The following is a 20,362-nucleotide window of genomic DNA, read 5'->3' on the forward strand; positions in this document are numbered from 1 at the left end:
ACCGCTCGGGCACCATCAAGGGCCTGGCCGCCGAGGTCGGCGCCTCCCTCACCTCCGGCGCCCCCATCTGCGAGATCAAGGACTGACGTCCGGCCCGGACACCCCTCGGCCGCGCCACGCGGTCGAGGGGCCCGAGGGCCCGGCCGCACTGTGCGTGGCACCGCCGCCGGGCCGCCGGCTCCTGTCCGGGGCCGCTCGCCCGCCGGCCCGCCCCCGCCCGGCTCGGCGCCCCCTCGCCACCCCGCGCCGGCGGATTCCGTACGCACCCGGCCGACGGGCGGCGGTGCCGATTCCAGAACCTTTTGCGGGCAGCCGGGAAATTTTCTCCCCGCGTACTCCTGATATTTATCTCAGGCCTTTCTCGGACGCCGCGGTACGTACGGCCGTCCTGGCGGCCGGAACAGCGGGTTTGCATTCTTCTGACACTTCTCTCACCTGCTTCTTTCCAGTGTGCAGTTGCGTGAGGAAATATCACGCAGGCATGAAGAGGTGCGTCTTGAAATTCTTTTGCCGGGCGAACAGGCTCATCAATAGCTTCTGTTGATCCGTCTTGAGCTGCATGTGATCCGGCATGTGCGGGCCATTGGTGCCGCCGATGCTCCAACCCTTTGAAGGAACCCCTGAGATGGCCGAGGAGAGGTATATGGACGCTGCAGTGATTGTCGTGGGCGCGGGTCCTGCCGGGATGATGCTCGCCGGTGAACTGCGGCTCGCGGGAGTCGACGTCGTCGTCCTGGAGCGGCTCACGGAGCGCACCGGAGAATCGCGGGGGCTGGGATTCACCGCACGCACCATGGAGGTCTTCGACCAGCGGGGGATACTCTCCCGGTTCGGCGAGATCGAGACCAGCAACCAGGGACACTTCGGCGGCCTGCCCATCGACTTCGGCGTCCTGGAAGGCGCCCTGCAGGCGGCCAAGACCGTCCCGCAGTCCGTCACCGAGACGCATCTCGAGGAGTGGGCCACCAGCCTGGGGGCCGACATCCGGCGAGGCCACGAGGTCCTCTCCCTGACGGACGAGGGCGACGGCGTCGAGGTCGAGGTCCGCGGCCCCGCGGGCACCCACAGGCTGCGCGCGGCCTACCTGGTGGGCTGCGACGGCGGGCGCAGCGCGGTGCGCAAGGCGGCCGGGTTCGACTTCCCCGGCACCGCCGCCACGATGGAGATGTTCCTCGCCGACATCAAGGGCGTCGACATCCAGCCCCGCATGATCGGCGAGACGCTGCCCGGCGGCATGGTCATGGCCGGCCCGCTGCCCGGCGACACCACCCGCATCATCGTCTGCGAGCGCGGCACCCCGCCGCAGCGCAGGGAGGTCCCGCCGTCCTTCGAGGAAGTCGCCGACGCGTGGAAGCGTCTGACCGGCGACGACATCTCGCACGCCGAGCCGGTATGGGTCAGCTCCTTCGGCAACGCCACCCGCCAGGTCACCGAGTACCGCCGGGGGCGCGTCATCCTGGCCGGCGACTCCGCGCACATCCACCTCCCGGCCGGTGGACAGGGCATGAACACCAGCATCCAGGACGCGGTCAACCTGGGCTGGAAGCTCGCCGCCGTCGTCAACGGCTGGGCACCGCAGGGCCTTCTCGACACGTATCACAGCGAGCGCCACGCGGTCGGCAAGCGGCTGCTGATGAACACCCAGGCCCAGGGACTGCTCTTCCTCAGCGGCCCCGAGGTGCAGCCGCTGCGCGACGTGCTCACCGAACTCCTCGCCTACGAGGAGGTCGCCCAGCACCTGGCCGCCATGGTGAGCGGTCTGGAGATCACCTACAGCGTCGGCGCCGGCACCCACCCGCTGCTCGGCAGGCGGATGCCGCACCTCGAACTGGCCGGTGACGTCCGAAGGACCAGCAGCACCGAACTCCTGCACTCCGCCCGCGGCGTGCTGCTCGACCTCGAGGACAACCCGCGCCTGCGGCGCAGGGCCGCGGGCTGGGCCGACCGGGTGGACATCGTCACCGCCGGGCCGCACGCGGTCAGCCGGGCCAGTGGCCTCCGGGGGACCTCGGCCGTACTGGTCCGTCCCGACGGCTATGTCGCCTGGGCCGCACCGGGCAGCCACCACGACCTGCCGACGGCCCTGGAGACCTGGTTCGGAGCGCCTCGCCCGGTCTGAACCCCGCCCAGCCCCCTCGTACCTCCTCGACGACCCACGGAAGAGAGAACAGATGCACAGCACCCTGATCGTGGCCCGGATGGACCTCGAGTCGAGCGCCGAAGTCGGCAGGCTCTTCGCCGAGTTCGACCGGAGCGAGATGCCGCACCGCATGGGCACCCGGCGCCGCCAGCTGTTCGCCTACAAGGGCCTGTACTTCCACCTGCAGGACTTCGACGCGGACAACGGCGGAGAACTGATCGAGGACGCCAAGACGGACCCGAGGTTCGTGCAGATCAGCCAGGACCTCAAGCCGTTCATCGAGGCTTACGACCCGGCGACCTGGCGGTCCCCGGCCGATGCGATGGCCACCCGTTTCTACGACTGGACGGCTTCCGCATGAGCCCGCAGCACGCCGACACGAGGGGAGGCGACCACTGATGGGACGCCGGGTAGTGATCACAGGGGTCGGAGTGCTGGCACCGGGCGGTATCGGTGCCAAGAACTTCTGGAGTCTGCTGAGCGAAGGCCGCACGGCGACCCGGGCGATCACCTTCTTCGACCCCTCTTCGTTCCGTTCCAGGATCGCGGCCGAGGTGGACTTCGACCCGCGACTGCACGGGCTGTCTCCACAGGAGATCCGCCGCATGGACCGCGCCGCCCAGTTCGGCGTGGTCACCGCCCGCGAGGCGCTCGCCGACAGCGGCCTCGACCTCGCCGGGTTCGACCCCCACCGCACCGGTGTCACCATCGGCAGCGCGGTCGGCGCGACCACCGGGCTCGACGACGAGTACCGGGTGGTGAGCGACGACGGCCGGCTCGACCTGGTCGACCACACCTACGCCCCGCAGCACCTGTACAACTACTTCGTACCCAGCTCGATCTCGGCCGAAGTGGCCTGGGCGGTCGGCGCCGAGGGGCCGGCCACCGTGGTCTCCACCGGCTGCACCTCCGGCATCGACTCGGTCGGCCACGCCGCCGAGCTGATCCGCGAGGGCACCGCCGACGTCATGATCACCGGCGCGACGGACGCCCCGATCTCCCCGATCACGATGGCGTGCTTCGACGCCATCAAGGCGACCACCCCGCGCAACGACGACCCCGAGCACGCCTCGCGGCCCTTCGACGGCACCCGCAACGGCTTCGTGCTCGGTGAGGGCTCCGCCGTGTTCGTCCTGGAGGAGCTGCACAGCGCGCGCAAGCGCGGTGCGCACATCTACGCCGAGATAGCCGGGTACGCCTCCCGCTGCAACGCCTTCCACATGACCGGGCTGCGTCCCGACGGCCGGGAGATGGCCGAGGCCATCAAGGTGGCGCTGGGCGAGGCGCGGATGAACCCCGAGTCCGTCGACTACATCAACGCACACGGCTCGGGCACCAAGCAGAACGACCGCCACGAGACCGCGGCGTTCAAGCTCAGCCTTGGTGAGCACGCCTACCGCACGCCGGTCAGCTCCATCAAGTCGATGGTGGGCCACTCGCTGGGTGCGATCGGGTCGATCGAGATCGCCGCCTCCGTGCTCGCGATGGAGAACCAGGTGGTACCGCCCACCGCCAACCTGCACACCCCCGACCCGGAGTGCGACCTGGACTACGTGCCGCTCACCGCACGCGAGCAGCGCACCGACGCGGTGCTCACGGTCGGCAGCGGATTCGGCGGGTTCCAGAGCGCGATGGTGCTGGCCCGTCCCGAGAGGAGCGCCGCATGAGCGCCAGGACAGTGATCACCGGCATCGGCGTCGCCACCCCCAACGGACTCGGCATCGACGCCTTCTGGTCCGCGACCCGGGTCGGCAAGAACGCCATCGGCCGCGTCACCCACTTCGACCCGACGCCCTACCCGTCCCAACTGGCCGGTGAGATCCGCGACTTCGTCGCCGAGGAGCTCCTGCCCAGCAGGCTGATCCCGCAGACGGACCGGATGACCCGGCTCGCCCTGGTCGCCGCGGACTGTGCCTTCAAGGACGCGGGCATACAGCCCGGCGACATCCCCGAGTTCGACATGGGCGTCGTCACCGCCTCCACGGCGGGCGGCTTCGAGTTCGGCCAGAACGAGCTGAAGAAACTGTGGAGCCAGGGCAGCGAGTACGTCAGCGCCTACCAGTCCTTCGCCTGGTTCTACGCGGTCAACAGCGGCCAGATCTCCATCCGCAACGGCATGCGGGGTCCCAGCGGTGTGGTCGTCAGCGACCACGCGGGCGGCCTCGACGCGATCGCCCAGGCCCGCCGGCAGATCCGCAAGGGCAGCAAGCTGATCTTCTCCGGCGGCTTCGACGCGCCGGTCTGCACCTGGGGCTGGGTCGCGCAGATCGCCGGCGGCCGGCTGTCCACCAGCAGCGACCCCGACCGGGCCTACCTGCCCTTCGACGCGGCCGCCGACGGCTACGTGCCCGGCGAGGGCGGCGCGCTGATCACCCTGGAGGACGAGCAGACGGCCCGCGAGCGCGGCGCGCAGAACATCTACGGTGAGGTCGCCGGATACGGGTCGACCTTCGACCCGAAACCGGGAAGCGGCCGTGAGCCCGGACTGCGCCGCGCCATCGAAGTGGCGCTCGCGGACGCCGGCGTCGAGGCGGGCCAGGTCGACGTGGTGTTCGCCGACGCCGCGGGCACCCCTCGGCTGGACCGCGAGGAGGCCGACGCCATCAGCGCCGTCTTCGGCCCTTCCGGGGTGCCGGTCACCGCGCCCAAGACGATGACCGGCCGGCTCTACTCCGGCGCCGCTCCGGTGGACGTGGTCTCCGCCGTGCTGGCCATCCGCGAGGGCCTGATCCCGCCCACCACCAACGTGGAACTGTCGCCCGAGTACGCCATCGACCTGGTGACCGGGCAGCCCCGGACCGCCCCGGTGCGCACCGCGCTGATCCTCGCCCGCGGCTACGGCGGCTTCAACTCCGCCGTGGTCGTCCGGGCCGCCGACTGACCCCACGGCCCGGCCCACCGCCGTCCGCGTCCCCCGGGGGCGAGGACGGCGGGCACCCCACCCCCTCCGCAGCCGTGCACCCGGCTGCGTACGACCGACGAAGGGACCCCCATGTCCGAGCAGGAATTCACCATCGAGGCCCTCAAGCAGATCCTGCTGGAGAGCGCCGGATCCGACGAGAACATCGACCTCGACGGCGACATCCTCGACACCGACTTCGAGGCGCTGGGCTACGAGTCACTGGCCCTGCTGGAGACCGGCGGCCGGATCGAACGCGAGTACGGCATCTCCCTGGACGACGACATCTTCACCGACCACCGCACCCCGCGCGCCCTGGTCGCGGCGGTCAACACCTGCCTCAAGGACGCCGTCACCGCCTGACAGCCCGCTCGCGGCCGCCGCACAGCCCGCGGCGGCCGCTCCCGGACACGAGCACCCACCGGAGAAGAGACATGTCGCAACAGGACCAGCCAGTAGCCCTCGTCACCGGCGCGACCAGCGGAATCGGGCTCGCCGTCGCCCGCCTCCTGGCCGGCCAGGGACACCGGGTGTTCATCGGCGCGCGCAACGCCGAGAACGTCGCCGCCACCGTCAAGCAGCTCCAGGACGAAGGTCTTCAGGTCGACGGCACCACCCTCGACGTCCGCTCGTCCGCTGACGCCCGTGCCTTCGTGCAGGCCGCCGTCGAGCGCTTCGGCACCGTGGACGTACTGGTCAACAACGCCGGCCGCAGCGGCGGGGGAATCACCGCCGACATCGACGACGAGCTGTGGCACGACGTCATCGACACCAACCTCAACAGCGTGTTCCGGCTGACCCGCGAGGTGCTCACCACCGGTGGGCTGCGCCACAAGAACCGTGGCCGGATCATCAACATCGCCTCCACCGCCGGCAAGCAGGGCGTCGTCCTCGGCGCCCCGTACTCGGCCTCCAAGCACGGCGTCGTCGGCTTCACCAAGGCACTCGGCAACGAGCTGGCCCCCACCGGCATCACCGTCAACGCGGTCTGCCCCGGCTACGTCGAGACACCGATGGCCCAGCGCGTCCGGCAGGGCTACGCGGCCGCGTACGACGCCACCGAGGAGGCGATCCTCGAAAAGTTCCAGGCGAAGATCCCGCTGGGCCGCTACTCCACCCCCGAGGAGGTGGCCGGCCTCGTCGGCTACCTGGCCTCCGACACCGCCGCCTCCATCACCTCCCAGGCCCTCAACGTCTGCGGTGGACTCGGCAACTTCTGAGCCGGCCCCGAGAAGCGAACCCGAACCCGAGGAGTACGACCATGCCGCAGCCCGGCCCGCGCGAGGTGGAGCACGAGATCACGGTCTCGGCCCCGGCCACCGCCGTCTACCGGTTGATCGCCGAGGTGCAGAACTGGCCGAGGATCTTCCCGCCGACCATCCACGTCGACCACGTCGAGAAGAGCGGGCGCACCGAGCGCATCCGCATCTGGGCCACCGCCAACGGCGAGGCCAAGAACTGGACGTCGTACCGCACCCTCGATCCGGAACAGCTGCGGATCACCTTCCGCCAGGAGGTCTCCGCGCCCCCGGTCGCCTCGATGGGCGGCACCTGGGTCATCGAGCCGCTCTCCGGGTCCACCGCCCGGGTCCGGCTGCTGCACGACTACCGGGCCGTCGACGACGACCCGCAGAGCCTGCGGTGGATCGACGAGGCCGTCGACCGCAACTCCCGCTCCGAACTGGCCGCGCTCAAGACGAATGTCGAGCTGGCCCACGCGGCCGAGGAGCTGACCTTCTCCTTCGAGGACACGGTCCATGTCGCCGGCTCGGCCAAGGACGTCTACGACTTCGTCAACGAGGCCCACCTGTGGCCCGAGCGGCTCCCGCACGTGGCCACCGTCCGGCTCGACGAGGACACCCCGGGCCTGCAGACACTGGAGATGGACACCCGGGCCAAGGACGGTTCGGTGCACACCACCAAGTCCTACCGGGTGACCTTCCCGCACCAGAAGATCGCCTACAAGCAGGTCACCCTGCCGGCGCTGATGACGCTGCACACCGGTTACTGGACGTTCGAGGAGAACGGCGCCGGGGTCGCCGCGTCCTCGCAGCACACCGTCACCCTCAACACCGAGAACATCACCCGGATCCTGGGCGCCGACGCGACCGTCGCCGACGCCCGGGAGTACGTACGGACAGCCCTGAGCACCAACAGCCGCGCCACCTTGAACCACGCCAAGGACTACGCGGAAGCCAAGGTCTGACCATGGGGGAGGACCGCACCAGCACTCAGGTGATCGTGGTCGGCGCGGGCCCGGTGGGGCTCATGCTCGCCGGGGAGCTGCGGCTGGCCGGCGCGGACGTGGTGGTCCTCGAAAAGCTCACCGCGCCGACCACCGAGTCGCGGGCGTCCACCTTGCACGCCCGCACCATGGAGATCCTTGACAGCCGGGGCCTGCTGCGGCAGCTCGGCGACGTGCCGAACGACCGCAAGGGCCACTTCGGGGGCATCCCGCTCGACCTCACGCTCCCCAGCCGCTACCCGGGCCAGTGGAAGGTCCTGCAGACCCGGATCGAGGAGCTGCTGGGCCGGTGGGCGCAGGACCTGGGCGCGGACGTCCGGCGCGGTCACGAGCTGACCGGGCTGACCGTGACCGGGGACTACACAGAAGCCGAGGCGCGCCTTACGGACGGCACGACGGCGTCCTTCCGGGCCCTGTGCGTCGTCGGCTGCGACGGCGAGAACAGCGCCGTGCGCCGCCTGGGAGGTTTCGACTTCCCCGGCGCCGACGCCACCCGCGACATGCTGCGCGCCGACGTGGCCGGCATCGACGTCCCCAACCGCCGCTTCGAGCGGCTGGAGGGCGGACTCGCCGTCGCCGCCCGGCGTCCCGACGGCGTGACCCGGGTGATGGTGCACGAGTTCGGTGCCCGGCCGCGCGGCGGGCAACCGGACTTCGCGGATGTCGCCGACACCTGGAAGCGCGTCACCGGGGAGGACATCGGCGCCGGAACCCCGCTGTGGGTGAACTCCTTCGGTGACGCCTCCCGACAGGCCCGCCGCTACCGCGACCACCGGCTCTTCCTGGCCGGTGACGCGGCGCACCAGCAGATGCCGATCGGCGGCCAGGCCCTCAACCTGGGCCTGCAGGACGCCGTCAACCTCGGCTGGAAGCTGGCCGCCCAGGTGCGGCAGCGGGGCCCCGACGGTCTGCTCGACAGCTACCACGGCGAGCGGCACGCCGTCGGGCAGCGGGTCCTGAACAACATCAGGGCACAGGCGCTGCTGCTGCTCGGTTCCGCCGAGGTCGAGCCGGTCCGGCAGGTCTTCGCCGAGCTGGCCGCGGGCAGCGAGAACGTACGCGCGCACCTGGCCGGAATGATCTCCGGTCTCGACATCCGCTACGACGTGGGCCCCGGCCGGCACCCGCTGCTCGGCCGCCGCCTTCCGCACGCGGACATCACCACCACCGAGTCCACCACCACCAGCGCCTCCCTGCTGTGCAGCGGGCGCGGTGTGCTGCTCCTCCTGCCGGGCGACGCCGCACGCCGCGAGGAGTCGCGTGCCCTCGCCGCCCCCTGGGCGGACCTGGTGCACACGGTGACGGCCACCTCCGTGTCCGAGGACCTCGCGGCGCCGGACACCGGCGCCCTCCTGGTACGGCCCGACGGCCATGTGGTGTGGGCCGACACCGGCGGCACGGACCTTACGACGGCCCTGAACCGCTGGTTCGGACAGCCCCCCCGGGCGACCGGGGTCCCGGCCGCGCAACGGGCCCCGGTATCCGCGCGGACCCCGGACACAGCCCTCGTCACAGCCCCGGACACCACCCCCGTCACAGCACCGGTACAGGCACCGGCGAAGAAGAATCGGAGAACAGACATGAACAGGCTCACGGGCAAGACCGCGCTCGTCACAGGATCGAGCCGCGGCATGGGCCGTGCGGCCGCCCTGCGGCTGGCGCAGGAGGGCGCGCTCGTCGCCGTCCACTACACCGCCAACCGGGAAGCGGCCGACGACGTCGTCACCCTGATCGAGAAGGACGGCGGCCGGGCCTTCACCGTCCGCGCGGAGCTGGGCGTTCCCGGCGACGTCCACGAGTTGTTCCTGGGCCTGGAGAGCGGGCTGCGGGAGCGCACCGGAACCACCGGCCTCGACATCCTGGTCAACAACGCGGGCGTCATGGGCGGCGTCAAGCCCGAGGACACCACACCCGAGAAGTTCGACCAGCTCTTCGCGGTCAACGCCAAGGCTCCGTTCTTCCTCATCCAGCGGGCCCTGAAGAACATGCCCGACGGCGGGCGCATCATCAACATCACCTCCGGCCTCACCCGTTTCGCGAACCCGGACGAGATCGCGTACGCGATGACCAAGGGCGCCGTCGACCAGCTCGCGCTGCACTTCGCCAAGTACCTCGGACCGCGCAACATCACCATCAACAGCGTGGCGCCGGGCATCACCCGCAACGACAACCCCGTCTTCGGCATCCCCGAGGCGGTCGAGCAGATGGCGCAGCTCTCCGCGTTCAACCGGATCGGCGAGCCGGAGGACGTGGCCGATGTGGTGGCCTTCCTCGCCACCGACGAGGCCCGCTGGATCACCGGCTCCTTCGTGGACGCCACCGGGGGCACGCTGCTCGGTTGAAGCGGCCGGCACACCGAGGCGGCCGGCGGACCCCCGCCGGCCGGCCACCCCTCTCCCCTGCCAGTCACCCAGCCACTACGGCGGAACGGGACCATGACACCTCCGACGACGCCCCGGCCCCCGGCCGTGCCGGACACGACGAGCGGGCGGTGGAGCCCGGCCCTGTGGGGCCTGCTGTTCGTGCTCGCGGGCAACATGCTCATCGACGCCCTCGAAGTGTCCGTGGCGCTGGTGGCGCTGCCCGCCGTCGGCGGCGACCTCGGCCTGCCCGTGGCGCAACTGCACTGGGTGGTCAGCGGGTTCGCCGTCGGGTTCGGCGGGCTGCTGCTCTTCGGCGGGCGTCTGGTGACGCTGCTCGGACGCCGCCGCGTCTACCTTGCCGCGCTCCTCGTCTTCTCCGCCGCGTCGCTGGTGGGCGCCCTCGCGGACAGCGGGCCGCTGCTGATCGCCACGCGCCTGGTGAAGGGCTTCTGCGCCGCGCTGACCGCGCCCACCGGGCTCGCCATCATCACCTCGGTGTTCCCCGAGGGCCCCGCCCGCGGCAGGGCGGTGTCGGTCTACTCCCTCTTCGGCGCCAGCGGTTTCTCGGCGGGACTGCTGCTCTCGGGGCTGCTCACCGAGGTGAGCTGGCGCTGGACCTTCGCCTTCCCGGCCCCGGTCGCCCTGCTGCTGTTCGCCGCCGGGCTGTGGCTGGTCCCGCACGACGCACCACGCAAGGACACCACCGGGCGGTACGGCGTCGCGAGCGCGCTCAGCCTCACCGGCGCGACGCTGCTGCTGGTGTACGCGATCACCTCCGTACCCGGCACCGGGTGGCAGCATCCGCGTACGGCCGGCGCGTTCGCCCTCGCGGCGCTGCTCGGCGTGGTGTACGTACGCGGCGAGCTGACGGCCCGGGAGCCGCTGCTGAACCTGGGCCTGCTCACCCACGGGCCGCTGCTGCGCTCCGCACTCGGTGCCGCGGCGTTCAACGGCTCGTACCTCGGGCTGCTCCTCCTGAGCACCCTGCACCTGCAGCAACGCGCCGGGTGGAGCCCGCTGGAGACCGGGCTCGCCTTCCTGCCGGCCAGCGCCCCGCTCGCGCTCACCGCGCTGCACTCGGGCCGCGTCGCGGCCCGGTTCGGCCCGGCCCGGCTGATCGCGGCCGGTGCCGCCGCCGCACCCCTCGGTTACCTGCTCTACCCGCGCGGCGCCCCCGCCGAGGTGCGGTACCTCACCGACGTACTGCCCACCATGCTGCTCGTCGGCGCCGCGTTCGTGCTCGCCTTCACGGCGTTCCACCTCCAGGCCACCGGCTCGGTCGCCGCCCAGCGGCAGGCGGCGGCGAGCGGGCTGTACCAGACGGCGGTGCAACTGGGCGCCGCGCTCATGGTCGGGCTGACCTCCGCGCTGTACACCGTGGGATACGGCCCCGCTCTGGGGCTGCTCACGGCCGTCGGCCTGGCCGGCTTCCTCGTCGCGCTGCGCGGCCTGCGGTGAGCGGACCCGCCGGCGCACCGGGCGCCGTCTCCCCGGACCGGCTCGACCTGTGGCTGGTGCACGGCCCCCCGCAGAGCGAAGCGACAGCGCCCGGCCTCCCGGAACCCGGCCTTCCGGAACCCGACTTCACGGAGTTCGGCTTCCCGGAACTCGACGACACCGAGCGGCGCCGGGCGAAATCCTTTGTCCGTCCGGCCCAGGCGCTGCTCTACGCGACCGCCCACGTCGCGCTGCGCCGGCTGCTGGGCCGCTACACGGGCGTCGCGCCCCGGGACGTACGGTTCGTCTGCGAGCCCTGCCCCGGCTGCGGCGGGGCGCACGGCCGCCCGGCCCTGGCCGGGACTTCGCCGCCCCTGCACTTCTCCCTCTCCCACAGCGCCGGTCTGGCCCTCGTCGGCATCGCGGCCGTCCCCGTCGGCGTGGACGTGGAGCGGCTGCCCCGCGAGGAGACCGTCGAGGTCTGCGCCCCGGCGCTGCACCCGCGAGAGCGCGCCGAGCTGGCGCGGATCCCCCGCGGGGAGAGGAGCGAGCCGTTCGGCCGGCTCTGGACCCGCAAGGAGGCCTACCTCAAAGGCATCGGAACGGGGCTGAGCCGCTCTCCGGCCCACGACTACCTCGGCGCCGACCGCGGCGGGCACCCGCCCGGCTGGGCCGTGTTCGACGTCGCCTGCCCCCCTACGCACGCCGCCGCGGCCGCCGTCCAGGGGCCCAAGCCCCGGACGGTCGAGATCCACCGGCTGGAGCTGACCGACGGCGCCTTCGCCACCGCGGCCACCCCCTACCCACGGAAGGTGCACACCCCATGTCCGGAGCAGAAGAGACGATCCTCTCCCGGGTCGGCAAGCTGACCGACCTGAAGGAATCGGCACGGCGCGGTCCCGATCCGGCCGCCACCGAACGCCAGCACGCCAAGGGGAAACTGACCGCCCACGAGCGCATCGGACTGCTCCTGGACAAGGGATCGTTCAACGAGGTCGAAGCCCTGCGCAGACACCGGGCGAGCGGCTTCGGCCTGGAGCACAAGAAGCCGCACGGCGACGGCGTCATCACCGGCTGGGGCACCGTGCACGGCCGTACGGTCTTCGTCTACGCCCATGACTTCCGGGTCTTCGGCGGCGCGCTCGGCGAGGCACACGCGCAGAAGATCCACAAGATCATGGACCTGGCCGAGGCCGCCGGCGCACCGGTGGTCAGCCTCAACGACGGTGCGGGCGCCCGGATCCAGGAGGGCGTCACCGCGCTGGCCGGATACGGCGGCATCTTCCAGCGCAACACCCGCGTCTCCGGTGTCATCCCGCAGATCTCGGTGATGCTCGGCCCCTGCGCGGGCGGCGCCGCCTACAGCCCGGCGCTCACCGACTTCGTGTTCATGGTCCGTGAGACCTCGCAGATGTTCATCACCGGACCCGACGTCGTCAAAGCCGTCACCGGTGAGGAGATCAGCCAGAACGGCCTCGGCGGCGCCGACGTCCATGCGGGCGTCTCGGGCGTCTCCCACTTCGCGTACGACGACGAGGAGCACTGCCTCGAGGACGTGCGCTACCTGCTGTCGCTGCTGCCCGCCAACAACCGCGAGCTGGCGCCCGTCGAGCGCTGCGCCGATCCGGCCGACCGGCTCAACGAAGCCCTGCTGGACCTGGTCCCGGCCGGATCGGGGCAGGCGTACGACATCCGCAAGGTCATCGAGGAGATCGCCGACGACGGCGAATACTTCGAGGTGCACTCGGCCTGGGCGACCAACATCGTCTGCGCGTTCACCCGCCTCGACGGCCATGTCGTCGGCATCGTCGCCAACCAGCCCGCTTCCATGGCGGGCGTGCTGGACATCGAAGCCTCCGAGAAGGGTGCCCGCTTCGTCCAGTTCTGCGACGCCTTCAACATCCCGCTGGTCACCCTGGTCGACGTACCCGGCTTCCTCCCGGGCGTGGACCAGGAGCACAACGGCATCATCCGGCGCGGCGCCAAGCTGCTGTACGCCTACTGCAACGCCACCGTGCCGCGGATCTCGCTGGTGCTGCGCAAGGCGTACGGCGGCGCCTACATCGTCATGGACTCCCGCTCGATAGGCGCCGACCTGGCGCTGGCCTGGCCCACCAACGAGATCGCGGTGATGGGCGCGGAGGGCGCGGCCAACGTGGTCTTCCGCCGCGAGATCAACGCGGCCGACGACCCGCGGGCCGTACGCGAGCAACGGATCGCGGAGTACAAGGACGAGCTGATGCACCCCTACTACGCGGCCGAACGCGGCCTGATCGACGACGTCATCGACCCGCGCCAGACCCGCTCGGTCCTGATCCGCTCGCTCGGCATGCTGCGCGCCAAGCACGCGGACCTGCCCTCGCGCAAGCACGGCAACCCCCCTCAGTAACCCTCCCTTCCACCCTCCTCTCCTCCCACGCAACGGAGCATCGGCCATGTCCCCCTCGCCCGCGCAACCCGCCGCCCGGCGGTGTCAGAACGCGCTGAACGTCCTTCACTCCACGGTGTACTTCAGTCCCGACCTCGGCAGGGAACTGGCCACCAGGGGCGTCGGCGACCCGATGGGCTGCTACCTGGCCGGCCGGGCCGCGGCGCTGGGGAGGGTCGGTCCGGGCGTGGTCACCGCCGTGTTCCACAACTTCCGGTACGACACGGTCGCCCGGCACCTTCCGGCCGTCTGGGAACAGGTGACACCCGAGGAGGTGCTGGCCGCCCGGTTGCGCGCGGCCGACACCACCCTGCGCCGGGTGCTCGGGGCCGAGGCCCTCACCGCACGCCCGCTGCGGGAGGCGGCCCGGCTGGCGCTGCGCGCCGTCGAGGGGTGCGGCCGGCCCGGACACCCGCTCTACGCGGCCCATGCCGACCAGCCCGTACCCGAAGCGCCGCACCTGGCGCTCTGGTACGCGGCCACCCTGCTGCGCGAACACCGCGGCGACAGCCACGTCGCCGCGCTGTCCGCGGCGGGCCTGGACGGAATCGAGGCGCTGGTCTCGCACTGCGCGAGCGACGCGGGAATGCCGCGCGACGCGGTCATGGCCCAGCGCGGCTGGTCCCGGCAGGACTGGGCCGCTGCCGAGGACCGGCTGCGCGAGCGCGGACTGATGACCGCCGACGGGGCACTGACCGGGCGGGGCCGCCGGCTCCGTACGGAACTGGAGGAGGAGACGGACCGCGGGGACCGTGGTCCGTACCGGCACCTCGGCGCGGCAGGCGTCGCGGAACTCACCCGCCGCACCGAGGAATTCGGCCGGACCGCCGGAGCGGCCGGAGCCTTTCCCCCGCAGCTCGCCGGATTCTTCCGGCCCGCCGGAGACCCCGCCGAGAACCCGCGCGGGCAGGCCGGCGCCCGTAGTGCCCCGCTGGATTTGACACAAGCGTGACAGAGCCGCGGACACATCTGATACGGGAATCCTTGAACGGCTCTCCGTGACCGAAGAAGCTGGTTGCACAGGCGAAGAAACGCCGACGGACGTGAAAGGCATGGGACATGGCGGACGGTGCTCCGGCGCAGTCGTACAGCACGGGATCACTGACCCGGAACCAATTCTCGCAACTCGACCAGATGCAGCTGTTCGAGAGGAAATACGATCCGGTGACCCGGGCCGTCGTCGAGGCGCTTCCCGTGGGCCGTGACGGGAAGTGCCTCGAACTGGGTGCCGGAGCCGGGTCGATGTCCTACTGGCTGGCGGAGCGGGTCGCCGAGGGCGGCGTACTCGCTGTCGACATCGACACGAGCCGGCTGGACGCCGGCCGCGCCGCCAACCTGACGATCCGTCAAGCCGACATCACCTCCGAGGAGTTCGGGGACGGTGCCTACGACCTCATCCTCGCGCGGGCCGTGCTGGAACACCTGAAGGACCCCGACGCGCTGCTGGCGCGTGCGGCGCGGTGGCTGGCCCCCGGCGGCTGGCTGGTGGTGGAGGACTTCTACTACCTGCCCGCCGAGCACGCCGCGACCGCCGTAGGGCGCACCCTGGTCGGCGGGTACGTGCGGCGCATGCAGGAGCAGGGGGCCGACATGGGGTGGGCACGGCACCTGCCCGCCGCACTGGCCCGGGCCGGACTGGCGTCGCCCCAGGTGCGGCTCACGCCGGCGGGCCCCGGCCAGTCCGCCGCCGATGACGAACTGATCGGCCTGCGGCTCAGGCAGGAGGGTCATGCGCTGGTGGACGGCGGCATGGTCACCGCGGACGAACTCGCGGACTTCATGGGCCTGCTGGGGCGTCCGGAGGGGCGGGACATGACGACGCTCATGGTCTCGGCGTGGGCGCAGCGCCCGGCGGGCTGAACTGCCGCGACTCCGATGTCACATCCGTTTCCACGAGGGAGCCATCATGACTGCACGCACTGTTGTCCTGGTCACCGCGGCCACCGGAAATGTCGGGCCGCACGCGGTGGCCCACCTGCTCGACGCCGGTGCCAGGGTCCGCGCCCTGGTCCTTCGGGACGACCCGAACATCGGCCGTCTGCCGCAGGGCGTCGAGATCTGCTACGGCGACCTCGCCGACCCGGACAGCCTCGACGAGGCCCTGGAAGGGGTGGACGGCGTCTTCCTCATGTGGCCCTTCTTCGCCCTCCCGGTCGACACCGCGCCCGCGGTCCTGAAGAAGATCGAGGCGAAAGCACGGCGCGTCGCCTTCGTCTCGTCCGTCGGCGTGCACATCGGCCTCGAACCGGTGGACAACAACTGCCACGCCTACATCGAGCAGCTGCTCGAGCGGACGACCCTCGAGTGGACGTTCCTGCGGACCACCGGATTCCACTGCAACGCCATGGGGTTCGCCGCCCAGATCCGTACCGGCGACGTGGTCCGGTACCCGTACGGCGCGGCCACCCGCACCTCCGTGGACGAGAGCGACCTCGCCGCCGTCGGCGCCAAGGCGCTCACCAGCGACGGGCACGCCCGGAAGAAGTACCTGGTCTCCGGCCCCGAAGAGCTCTCCCAGGCGGAGCAGGTACGCATCATCGGCGAGGTGCTCGGACGCGAGTTGTCCTGGCAGGACATCGAACACGGCGCCGCTCGGCAGGCGATGGTGGACAGCGGCTGGCCGCCCTCGTACGCGGACGGGGCGCTCGACTACTTCGCGACGCTCACCAAGGAGCCGGAGGTCGGCTCGAAGGTCGTGGAAGAGGTGACCGGCACGCCGGCCCGGACCTTCCGTTCCTGGGCCGTGGAGCGGGCCGATGCCTTCCGCTGAGCGGCGGCGACCGAGCGGCACCGGCCTCATGGACACCACGTACGGAGTTCCGACATGACAGACATTCCCGCGCCCGAGGCCGGCTTCGTCACCTTTGACGTCCTGACGGCCGAGCGGCCCGAGACGGCCGACGAGCTGGTCGCCGCCCTCGTTGCCGAGTCCACGGCGCGGACACGCCACAGCCCGGGTTTCCTCTCCTCCCGCGTCCACGTGAGTGCGGACCGGCGGACGGTGATACACCGTGGCCGGTGGCGCGATGCGGCGGACCACTGGACCGCGCTCGCGGGCAACCGCACCGCCGACGTGCTGACGGCGCTGTCGAGCAGGCCGGGCGTACGGGCGGTGACGGCTTTCCGGGGGACTCCGGCCCCCGGCATCGACGGTCCCCAGCTCGGCGGGCAGCCGGCGTACGTGGCCGTCGCCACCCGGCACCTGCGCGGCCGTGAGTCCTTCGACGCCCTGATGGACCTGCTGGCCCGCAGCGGTGCATGGAAGCGTCACCACCGCGGGTTCATCTCCGCCACGCCGCACATCAGTCCCGACGGCAGGACGTTCGTCAACTACGCGATGTGGGCCGACGAGGACTCGTACCACGCGTGGATGGCCGACCCGAGGATCTTCGAGGGGCAGGAAGAGATCGCGCGTCTCGAAGGGGCGCCGCCCGAATACGTACTGTGCACCGTGGCCGCCGACATCGAGGCGGCCTGAAACCGGGCCGGGCGACGGGACAACCGCCCCTCGGGGCGATCCGTCGCAGCAGAACCCGGTTTCCGGACCATTGTGAACCGAAGGGCCGCCAGCAGTGACCACCGCCAAGAACACATCCCTGCGGGTCGAGATCGTCCTCGATCTCACCTGCGTCCACTCCTACATCGGATTCACCCGCTTCGAGCGGGCCGCCGGCCGCCACCGTGCGGCGGGCGGGGAGCTCGACGTGGTGTTCCTCCCCTTCCAGGTCTCTCCCGAGGCGCCGTCGGAGGGAATGCCGCTGTCCGAGGTGCACCTCGGTTTCTTCGGCAGCGCGGAGCAGGCCGCTCAGGCCACCGCGAACATGGCGGCCGTCGGCGCCAAGGACGGCCTGGAGCTGGACTTCGCGCGCGCCGTGCACGTGAACACCTTCGAGGCCCACCGCCTCCTGGCCGCCGCGGCGGACCAGGGACTGGGGGAACCGATGGCCGAGCGCCTGTTCCGGGCCTACCTGACCGACGGGCTCAACATCGGCGACCGCGCCACACTCGACCGGCTCGCCGCCGAGACCGGTGTCCGGCCGAGCCCCGGCGGGGCCGAGGAGCTGCGGGCCGAACTGGCCCGGGTGCGGTCCCTCGGCATCCACTCCGTGCCGGTGTTCCGCTTCGGCGGCGGGGCCTCGGTGGCCGGTGCGCAGCCCGAGGAGACCTTCCGGAACGCGCTGGCGGCCGCCGCCGCGGCCGACCGCTGAATCCGATGTTCCGCCGTTCTCGACCGCTTCTGCCCTTACCCCGGCAGCGTCCTTCCCACCCGTAGGAGCACTCGCATGAGATGGAAGCACACACGTCATATATGGGCCGCCACCGCCACCGGTGCGCTGCTGGCCCTCACCGCGACGACGGGCCTGGGCACCGCCGCCGCGGCCCAGCCCGCGGCCCGGTCCGCCGTGGTCCAGTCAGCCGCCGAGGAGCAGGGCCGTCAGGTCCTGGAGATCAAGTCCTCCGTCGACGGCATGGACGCGCCGGCCACCGCGCGCCCCGGCCAGGTCACTTTCCGGGTCTCCACCACGGACCCCGCGTCGGGCTGGATATCACTGGTCCGCCCGAAGCCCGGCGTGACCTTCGAAGATTTCCGTTCCTCCCTGCTGAAGATCATCAATGCGGTCGGGCCCGACATCGTCGAGGGCAGCGCCGAGATCCAGCAGAAGGCGGAACTGCTCGGCGGTACGGTCATCCACCCGAACCTTCCGGCGTCCTTCACCAGGACCGTGGCACCGGGCACGTACTGGTTCTTCGACTACCAGCACATCCGGGCCGAGAACCCGCGGCACAGCGTCCTCACGGTCGCCGGTACCGCCGGCACCACCGCGAAGCCGACTCCCACCGCCACCCTCACGGGCAAGCTGGTCGACGGTCAGCCCTACTGGGACCTCGACGGCACCGTGCAGGCGGGCCACGCGGTCCGCTTCCGCAACGCCATGCCCGCCGGCCAGAACATCGAAGCCATCTTCTTCCGCCTCGCGGAGGAGACCACCGAGGAGGACGTCCGGGCCTACGTCGACGACTTCGGCGACACCGGCGCGTTCCCGGACTACCCCGGCCCCCTCGACCTGGACCAGGGCACCGGTGGTCTGCCCATGAACTCCGGGGAGACCTCGCTGCTCGAACTGACCTTCCAGCCGGGCCGTTACGTGGTGGTCGACTTCTTCAGCGACGCCAAGGACGGCAGCAGCCTCATCAAGCGTGGTCACTGGAAGATCTTCGAAGTGAAGTGAGCTCCAGGTGACCCCTGGTCCCCGGGGTCCGACCGCGTGATCGCACCAACCGGGCGTACGGGCCCCGGCACCTTCCCCGGCACCTTCCCGGGCCCGTACGGCCCGCTCTCCCGATTTTCCCGCCCAGGACCGCGAAGACGGAGGCGACGGCCATGGACATGTCCCAAGTGACTGCTGAGACGTTTCTGCGCATCGAGAACGGCGCCCCCGACGCCGACGAACTGGCCGCGCTCACCGCGGTCCTGCTCGCCCGGGCGGCCGCCCTGGCGGACGACACCGGCACCGGGACGGACGAAGTCCGGGCCGTCGCCCGCTGGCGCCGGCTGGAGCGCTCCTCCGGCCACCGCACCCCGCGCAGTTGGCGGAGCGCCGCCCCCGGCGGGTACGGAAGAGCCGCGTAGGCAGAGAACTTTTTGTCCGCCGGGCCAAGCCTCCTCCCCTCAGGAGTACTGATCAGATGGCAGAGCTGTTGGATTCGAGTGCTCCGGAAGTCCGTGGCATCACGCTTGACGCAGGCGGTATCCCGGTCTCGGGCCTGGTCGCCGAGACGTGGCCCCGGCCGCCGCGGGCCGTGGTGGTCGCGGTGCACGGCGGCGGGATGCGGGCCGGTTACTTCGACAGCCGGTCCCGCCCCGGGCTTTCGCTGCTGGCCCTCGGTGCGGAGCTCGGATACACCGTGCTGGCCGTGGACCGCCCCGGCTACGGCCGGTCCGCCCCGTATCTGCCCCAGGGGCAGACGGTCCAGGAGCAGGCGGTGACCCTGCATGCCGCGCTGGCCGACTTCGCGGCCACCCACGACACCGGCGCGGGCTTCTTCATGGTCGCCCACTCCAACGGCGGCAAGCTCGCCCTGGCAGCCGCCGCGCACGAACGCGGCGATACCCTGCTCGGACTGGACATATCGGGCCTGGGCAACCGGTTCGCCGTGTACCCGCACCAATTGCCCGGCGCGGCAGGGCACGGTGAGTGGCGCCGCCACTGGGGGGCCCTGCGGCTCTACCCGCCGGACGCCTTCCGGCTCGGCCGCGCACTGCTGTCGCCGGTGCCGGCCAGTGAGGTGGCGGAGGGGCCGCTGTGGCCCGAGCTGTATCCCGGCATCGCCGCCCGGGTCCGGGTGCCGGTCCGCTTCACCTTCGCCGAGCAGGAGCAGTGGTGGCGGTTCGACGAGGAGGCCGTCGCCGCGCTCAGGCATCCGCTGGCCGCGCCGAAGGTGCTGGTCGACCACCAGCCGGACGCCGGGCACAACATCAGCCTCGGGTGGGCGGCCCGTACGTATCACCTTCGCGCACTGGCCTTCCTGGAGGAATGCCTCCTGGCCCACGACGCGGCGGTCCCGGAGGTCCGCCGCAGGACCGCCGAGCGGCGGGCGGCGGCCGGCCTGCAATGTGTGAGCAGTCCGGCCTGAACCGGCCGGTGATCCGTCCGGTCCTTCCAGCAGATCCGAATGAGAGGCAGGCAGAGGTGGGCGCAGATGTCACCGAGCACGGAACCACGCCCCTCGAAGAGCCGCACGCCCCACGGCCCGCGCTCCTCGCCGGCGAGGAGGGGGAGAACCCCGACCGTCACATCTTCCGCGGCACCGACTGACGGGGCCGGCAAGCGACAGCGATGACGAGTCA

Annotated in this window: 20 protein-coding genes; all 20 read left to right on the top strand. The window is 71.4% G+C overall.

The window, feature by feature from the left end:
• The first annotated feature begins 643 nt into the window (after positions 1 to 643).
• The 20 genes from ACWDZ4_RS32510 to ACWDZ4_RS32605 all read left to right on the top strand — a co-directional run bounded on the left by ACWDZ4_RS32510 (position 644) and on the right by ACWDZ4_RS32605 (position 20,330).
• Positions 644 to 2,119 carry an FAD-dependent monooxygenase gene (locus ACWDZ4_RS32510; RefSeq protein WP_451511979.1) on the top strand — a complete coding sequence of 492 codons (1,476 nt, stop codon included), beginning with the start codon at positions 644 to 646 and terminating at the stop codon, positions 2,117 to 2,119.
• Between the two features lie 52 nt (positions 2,120 to 2,171).
• On the top strand, positions 2,172 to 2,501 hold the full coding sequence (locus ACWDZ4_RS32515; RefSeq protein ID WP_451511980.1) for a TcmI family type II polyketide cyclase: 330 nt from the start codon (positions 2,172 to 2,174) through the stop codon (positions 2,499 to 2,501).
• Positions 2,502 to 2,535: 34 nt separating this feature from the next.
• Positions 2,536 to 3,807, top strand: a complete 1,272-nt coding sequence (locus ACWDZ4_RS32520; protein ID WP_451512020.1) for a beta-ketoacyl-[acyl-carrier-protein] synthase family protein — start codon at positions 2,536 to 2,538, stop codon at positions 3,805 to 3,807.
• On the top strand, positions 3,804 to 5,021 hold the full coding sequence (locus ACWDZ4_RS32525; protein ID WP_451511981.1) for a ketosynthase chain-length factor: 1,218 nt from the start codon (positions 3,804 to 3,806) through the stop codon (positions 5,019 to 5,021). The genes ACWDZ4_RS32520 and ACWDZ4_RS32525 overlap by 4 nt, the downstream gene beginning before the upstream one ends.
• A 111-nt stretch (positions 5,022 to 5,132) precedes the next feature.
• Positions 5,133 to 5,402: an acyl carrier protein gene (locus ACWDZ4_RS32530; protein WP_451511982.1), complete on the top strand. Its 270-nt coding sequence runs from the start codon at positions 5,133 to 5,135 to the stop codon at positions 5,400 to 5,402.
• 71 nt (positions 5,403 to 5,473) lie between these two features.
• The gene (gene fabG / locus ACWDZ4_RS32535) at positions 5,474 to 6,259 is read left to right on the top strand and encodes a 3-oxoacyl-ACP reductase FabG (RefSeq protein ID WP_451511983.1); all 786 of its coding nucleotides are present in this window, start codon (positions 5,474 to 5,476) and stop codon (positions 6,257 to 6,259) included.
• A 41-nt stretch (positions 6,260 to 6,300) separates the two neighbouring features.
• Positions 6,301 to 7,245, top strand: coding sequence for an aromatase/cyclase (locus tag ACWDZ4_RS32540; RefSeq protein ID WP_451511984.1), 945 nt, complete (start codon positions 6,301 to 6,303; stop codon positions 7,243 to 7,245).
• Positions 7,246 to 7,247: 2 nt separating this feature from the next.
• Positions 7,248 to 9,626 carry an SDR family oxidoreductase gene (locus tag ACWDZ4_RS32545; RefSeq protein WP_451511985.1) on the top strand — a complete coding sequence of 793 codons (2,379 nt, stop codon included), beginning with the start codon at positions 7,248 to 7,250 and terminating at the stop codon, positions 9,624 to 9,626.
• 93 nt (positions 9,627 to 9,719) lie between these two features.
• Positions 9,720 to 11,105 carry an MFS transporter gene (locus ACWDZ4_RS32550; protein ID WP_451511986.1) on the top strand — a complete coding sequence of 462 codons (1,386 nt, stop codon included), beginning with the start codon at positions 9,720 to 9,722 and terminating at the stop codon, positions 11,103 to 11,105.
• On the top strand, positions 11,102 to 11,953 hold the full coding sequence (locus ACWDZ4_RS32555) for a 4'-phosphopantetheinyl transferase family protein (RefSeq protein ID WP_451511987.1): 852 nt from the start codon (positions 11,102 to 11,104) through the stop codon (positions 11,951 to 11,953). Before ACWDZ4_RS32550 ends, ACWDZ4_RS32555 begins: the two co-directional genes overlap by 4 nt.
• Positions 11,908 to 13,473, top strand: coding sequence for an acyl-CoA carboxylase subunit beta (locus ACWDZ4_RS32560; protein WP_451511988.1), 1,566 nt, complete (start codon positions 11,908 to 11,910; stop codon positions 13,471 to 13,473). Before ACWDZ4_RS32555 ends, ACWDZ4_RS32560 begins: the two co-directional genes overlap by 46 nt.
• Positions 13,474 to 13,519: 46 nt before the next feature.
• The gene (locus ACWDZ4_RS32565) at positions 13,520 to 14,464 is read left to right on the top strand and encodes an SCO6745 family protein (RefSeq protein ID WP_451511989.1); all 945 of its coding nucleotides are present in this window, start codon (positions 13,520 to 13,522) and stop codon (positions 14,462 to 14,464) included.
• 182 nt (positions 14,465 to 14,646) lie between these two features.
• A complete protein-coding gene (locus ACWDZ4_RS32570) occupies positions 14,647 to 15,372 on the top strand; it encodes a class I SAM-dependent methyltransferase (protein ID WP_451511990.1) in 726 nt (241 codons plus the stop codon).
• 46 nt (positions 15,373 to 15,418) lie between these two features.
• The gene (locus ACWDZ4_RS32575) at positions 15,419 to 16,282 is read left to right on the top strand and encodes an NAD(P)H-binding protein (RefSeq protein WP_451511991.1); all 864 of its coding nucleotides are present in this window, start codon (positions 15,419 to 15,421) and stop codon (positions 16,280 to 16,282) included.
• A gap of 54 nt (positions 16,283 to 16,336) precedes the next feature.
• Complete coding sequence (locus ACWDZ4_RS32580) at positions 16,337 to 16,990, top strand: hypothetical protein (protein ID WP_451511992.1); 654 nt, start codon at positions 16,337 to 16,339, stop codon at positions 16,988 to 16,990.
• Positions 16,991 to 17,084: 94 nt separating this feature from the next.
• Positions 17,085 to 17,720, top strand: a complete 636-nt coding sequence (locus ACWDZ4_RS32585) for a DsbA family oxidoreductase (protein ID WP_451511993.1) — start codon at positions 17,085 to 17,087, stop codon at positions 17,718 to 17,720.
• Positions 17,721 to 17,795: 75 nt separating this feature from the next.
• Entirely contained in the window at positions 17,796 to 18,743 is a 948-nt protein-coding gene (locus tag ACWDZ4_RS32590; protein ID WP_451511994.1) for a hypothetical protein, read from the top strand.
• Positions 18,744 to 18,901: 158 nt separating this feature from the next.
• On the top strand, positions 18,902 to 19,144 hold the full coding sequence (locus ACWDZ4_RS32595; protein WP_451512021.1) for an acyl-CoA carboxylase epsilon subunit: 243 nt from the start codon (positions 18,902 to 18,904) through the stop codon (positions 19,142 to 19,144).
• 56 nt (positions 19,145 to 19,200) lie between these two features.
• The gene (locus ACWDZ4_RS32600; protein WP_451511995.1) at positions 19,201 to 20,148 is read left to right on the top strand and encodes an alpha/beta hydrolase; all 948 of its coding nucleotides are present in this window, start codon (positions 19,201 to 19,203) and stop codon (positions 20,146 to 20,148) included.
• A 56-nt stretch (positions 20,149 to 20,204) separates the two neighbouring features.
• Positions 20,205 to 20,330, top strand: coding sequence for a hypothetical protein (locus tag ACWDZ4_RS32605; protein ID WP_451511996.1), 126 nt, complete (start codon positions 20,205 to 20,207; stop codon positions 20,328 to 20,330).
• The last annotated feature ends 32 nt before the right edge of the window (positions 20,331 to 20,362 follow it).

It is taken from the genome of Streptomyces sp. NPDC003016, from assembly GCF_053591455.1.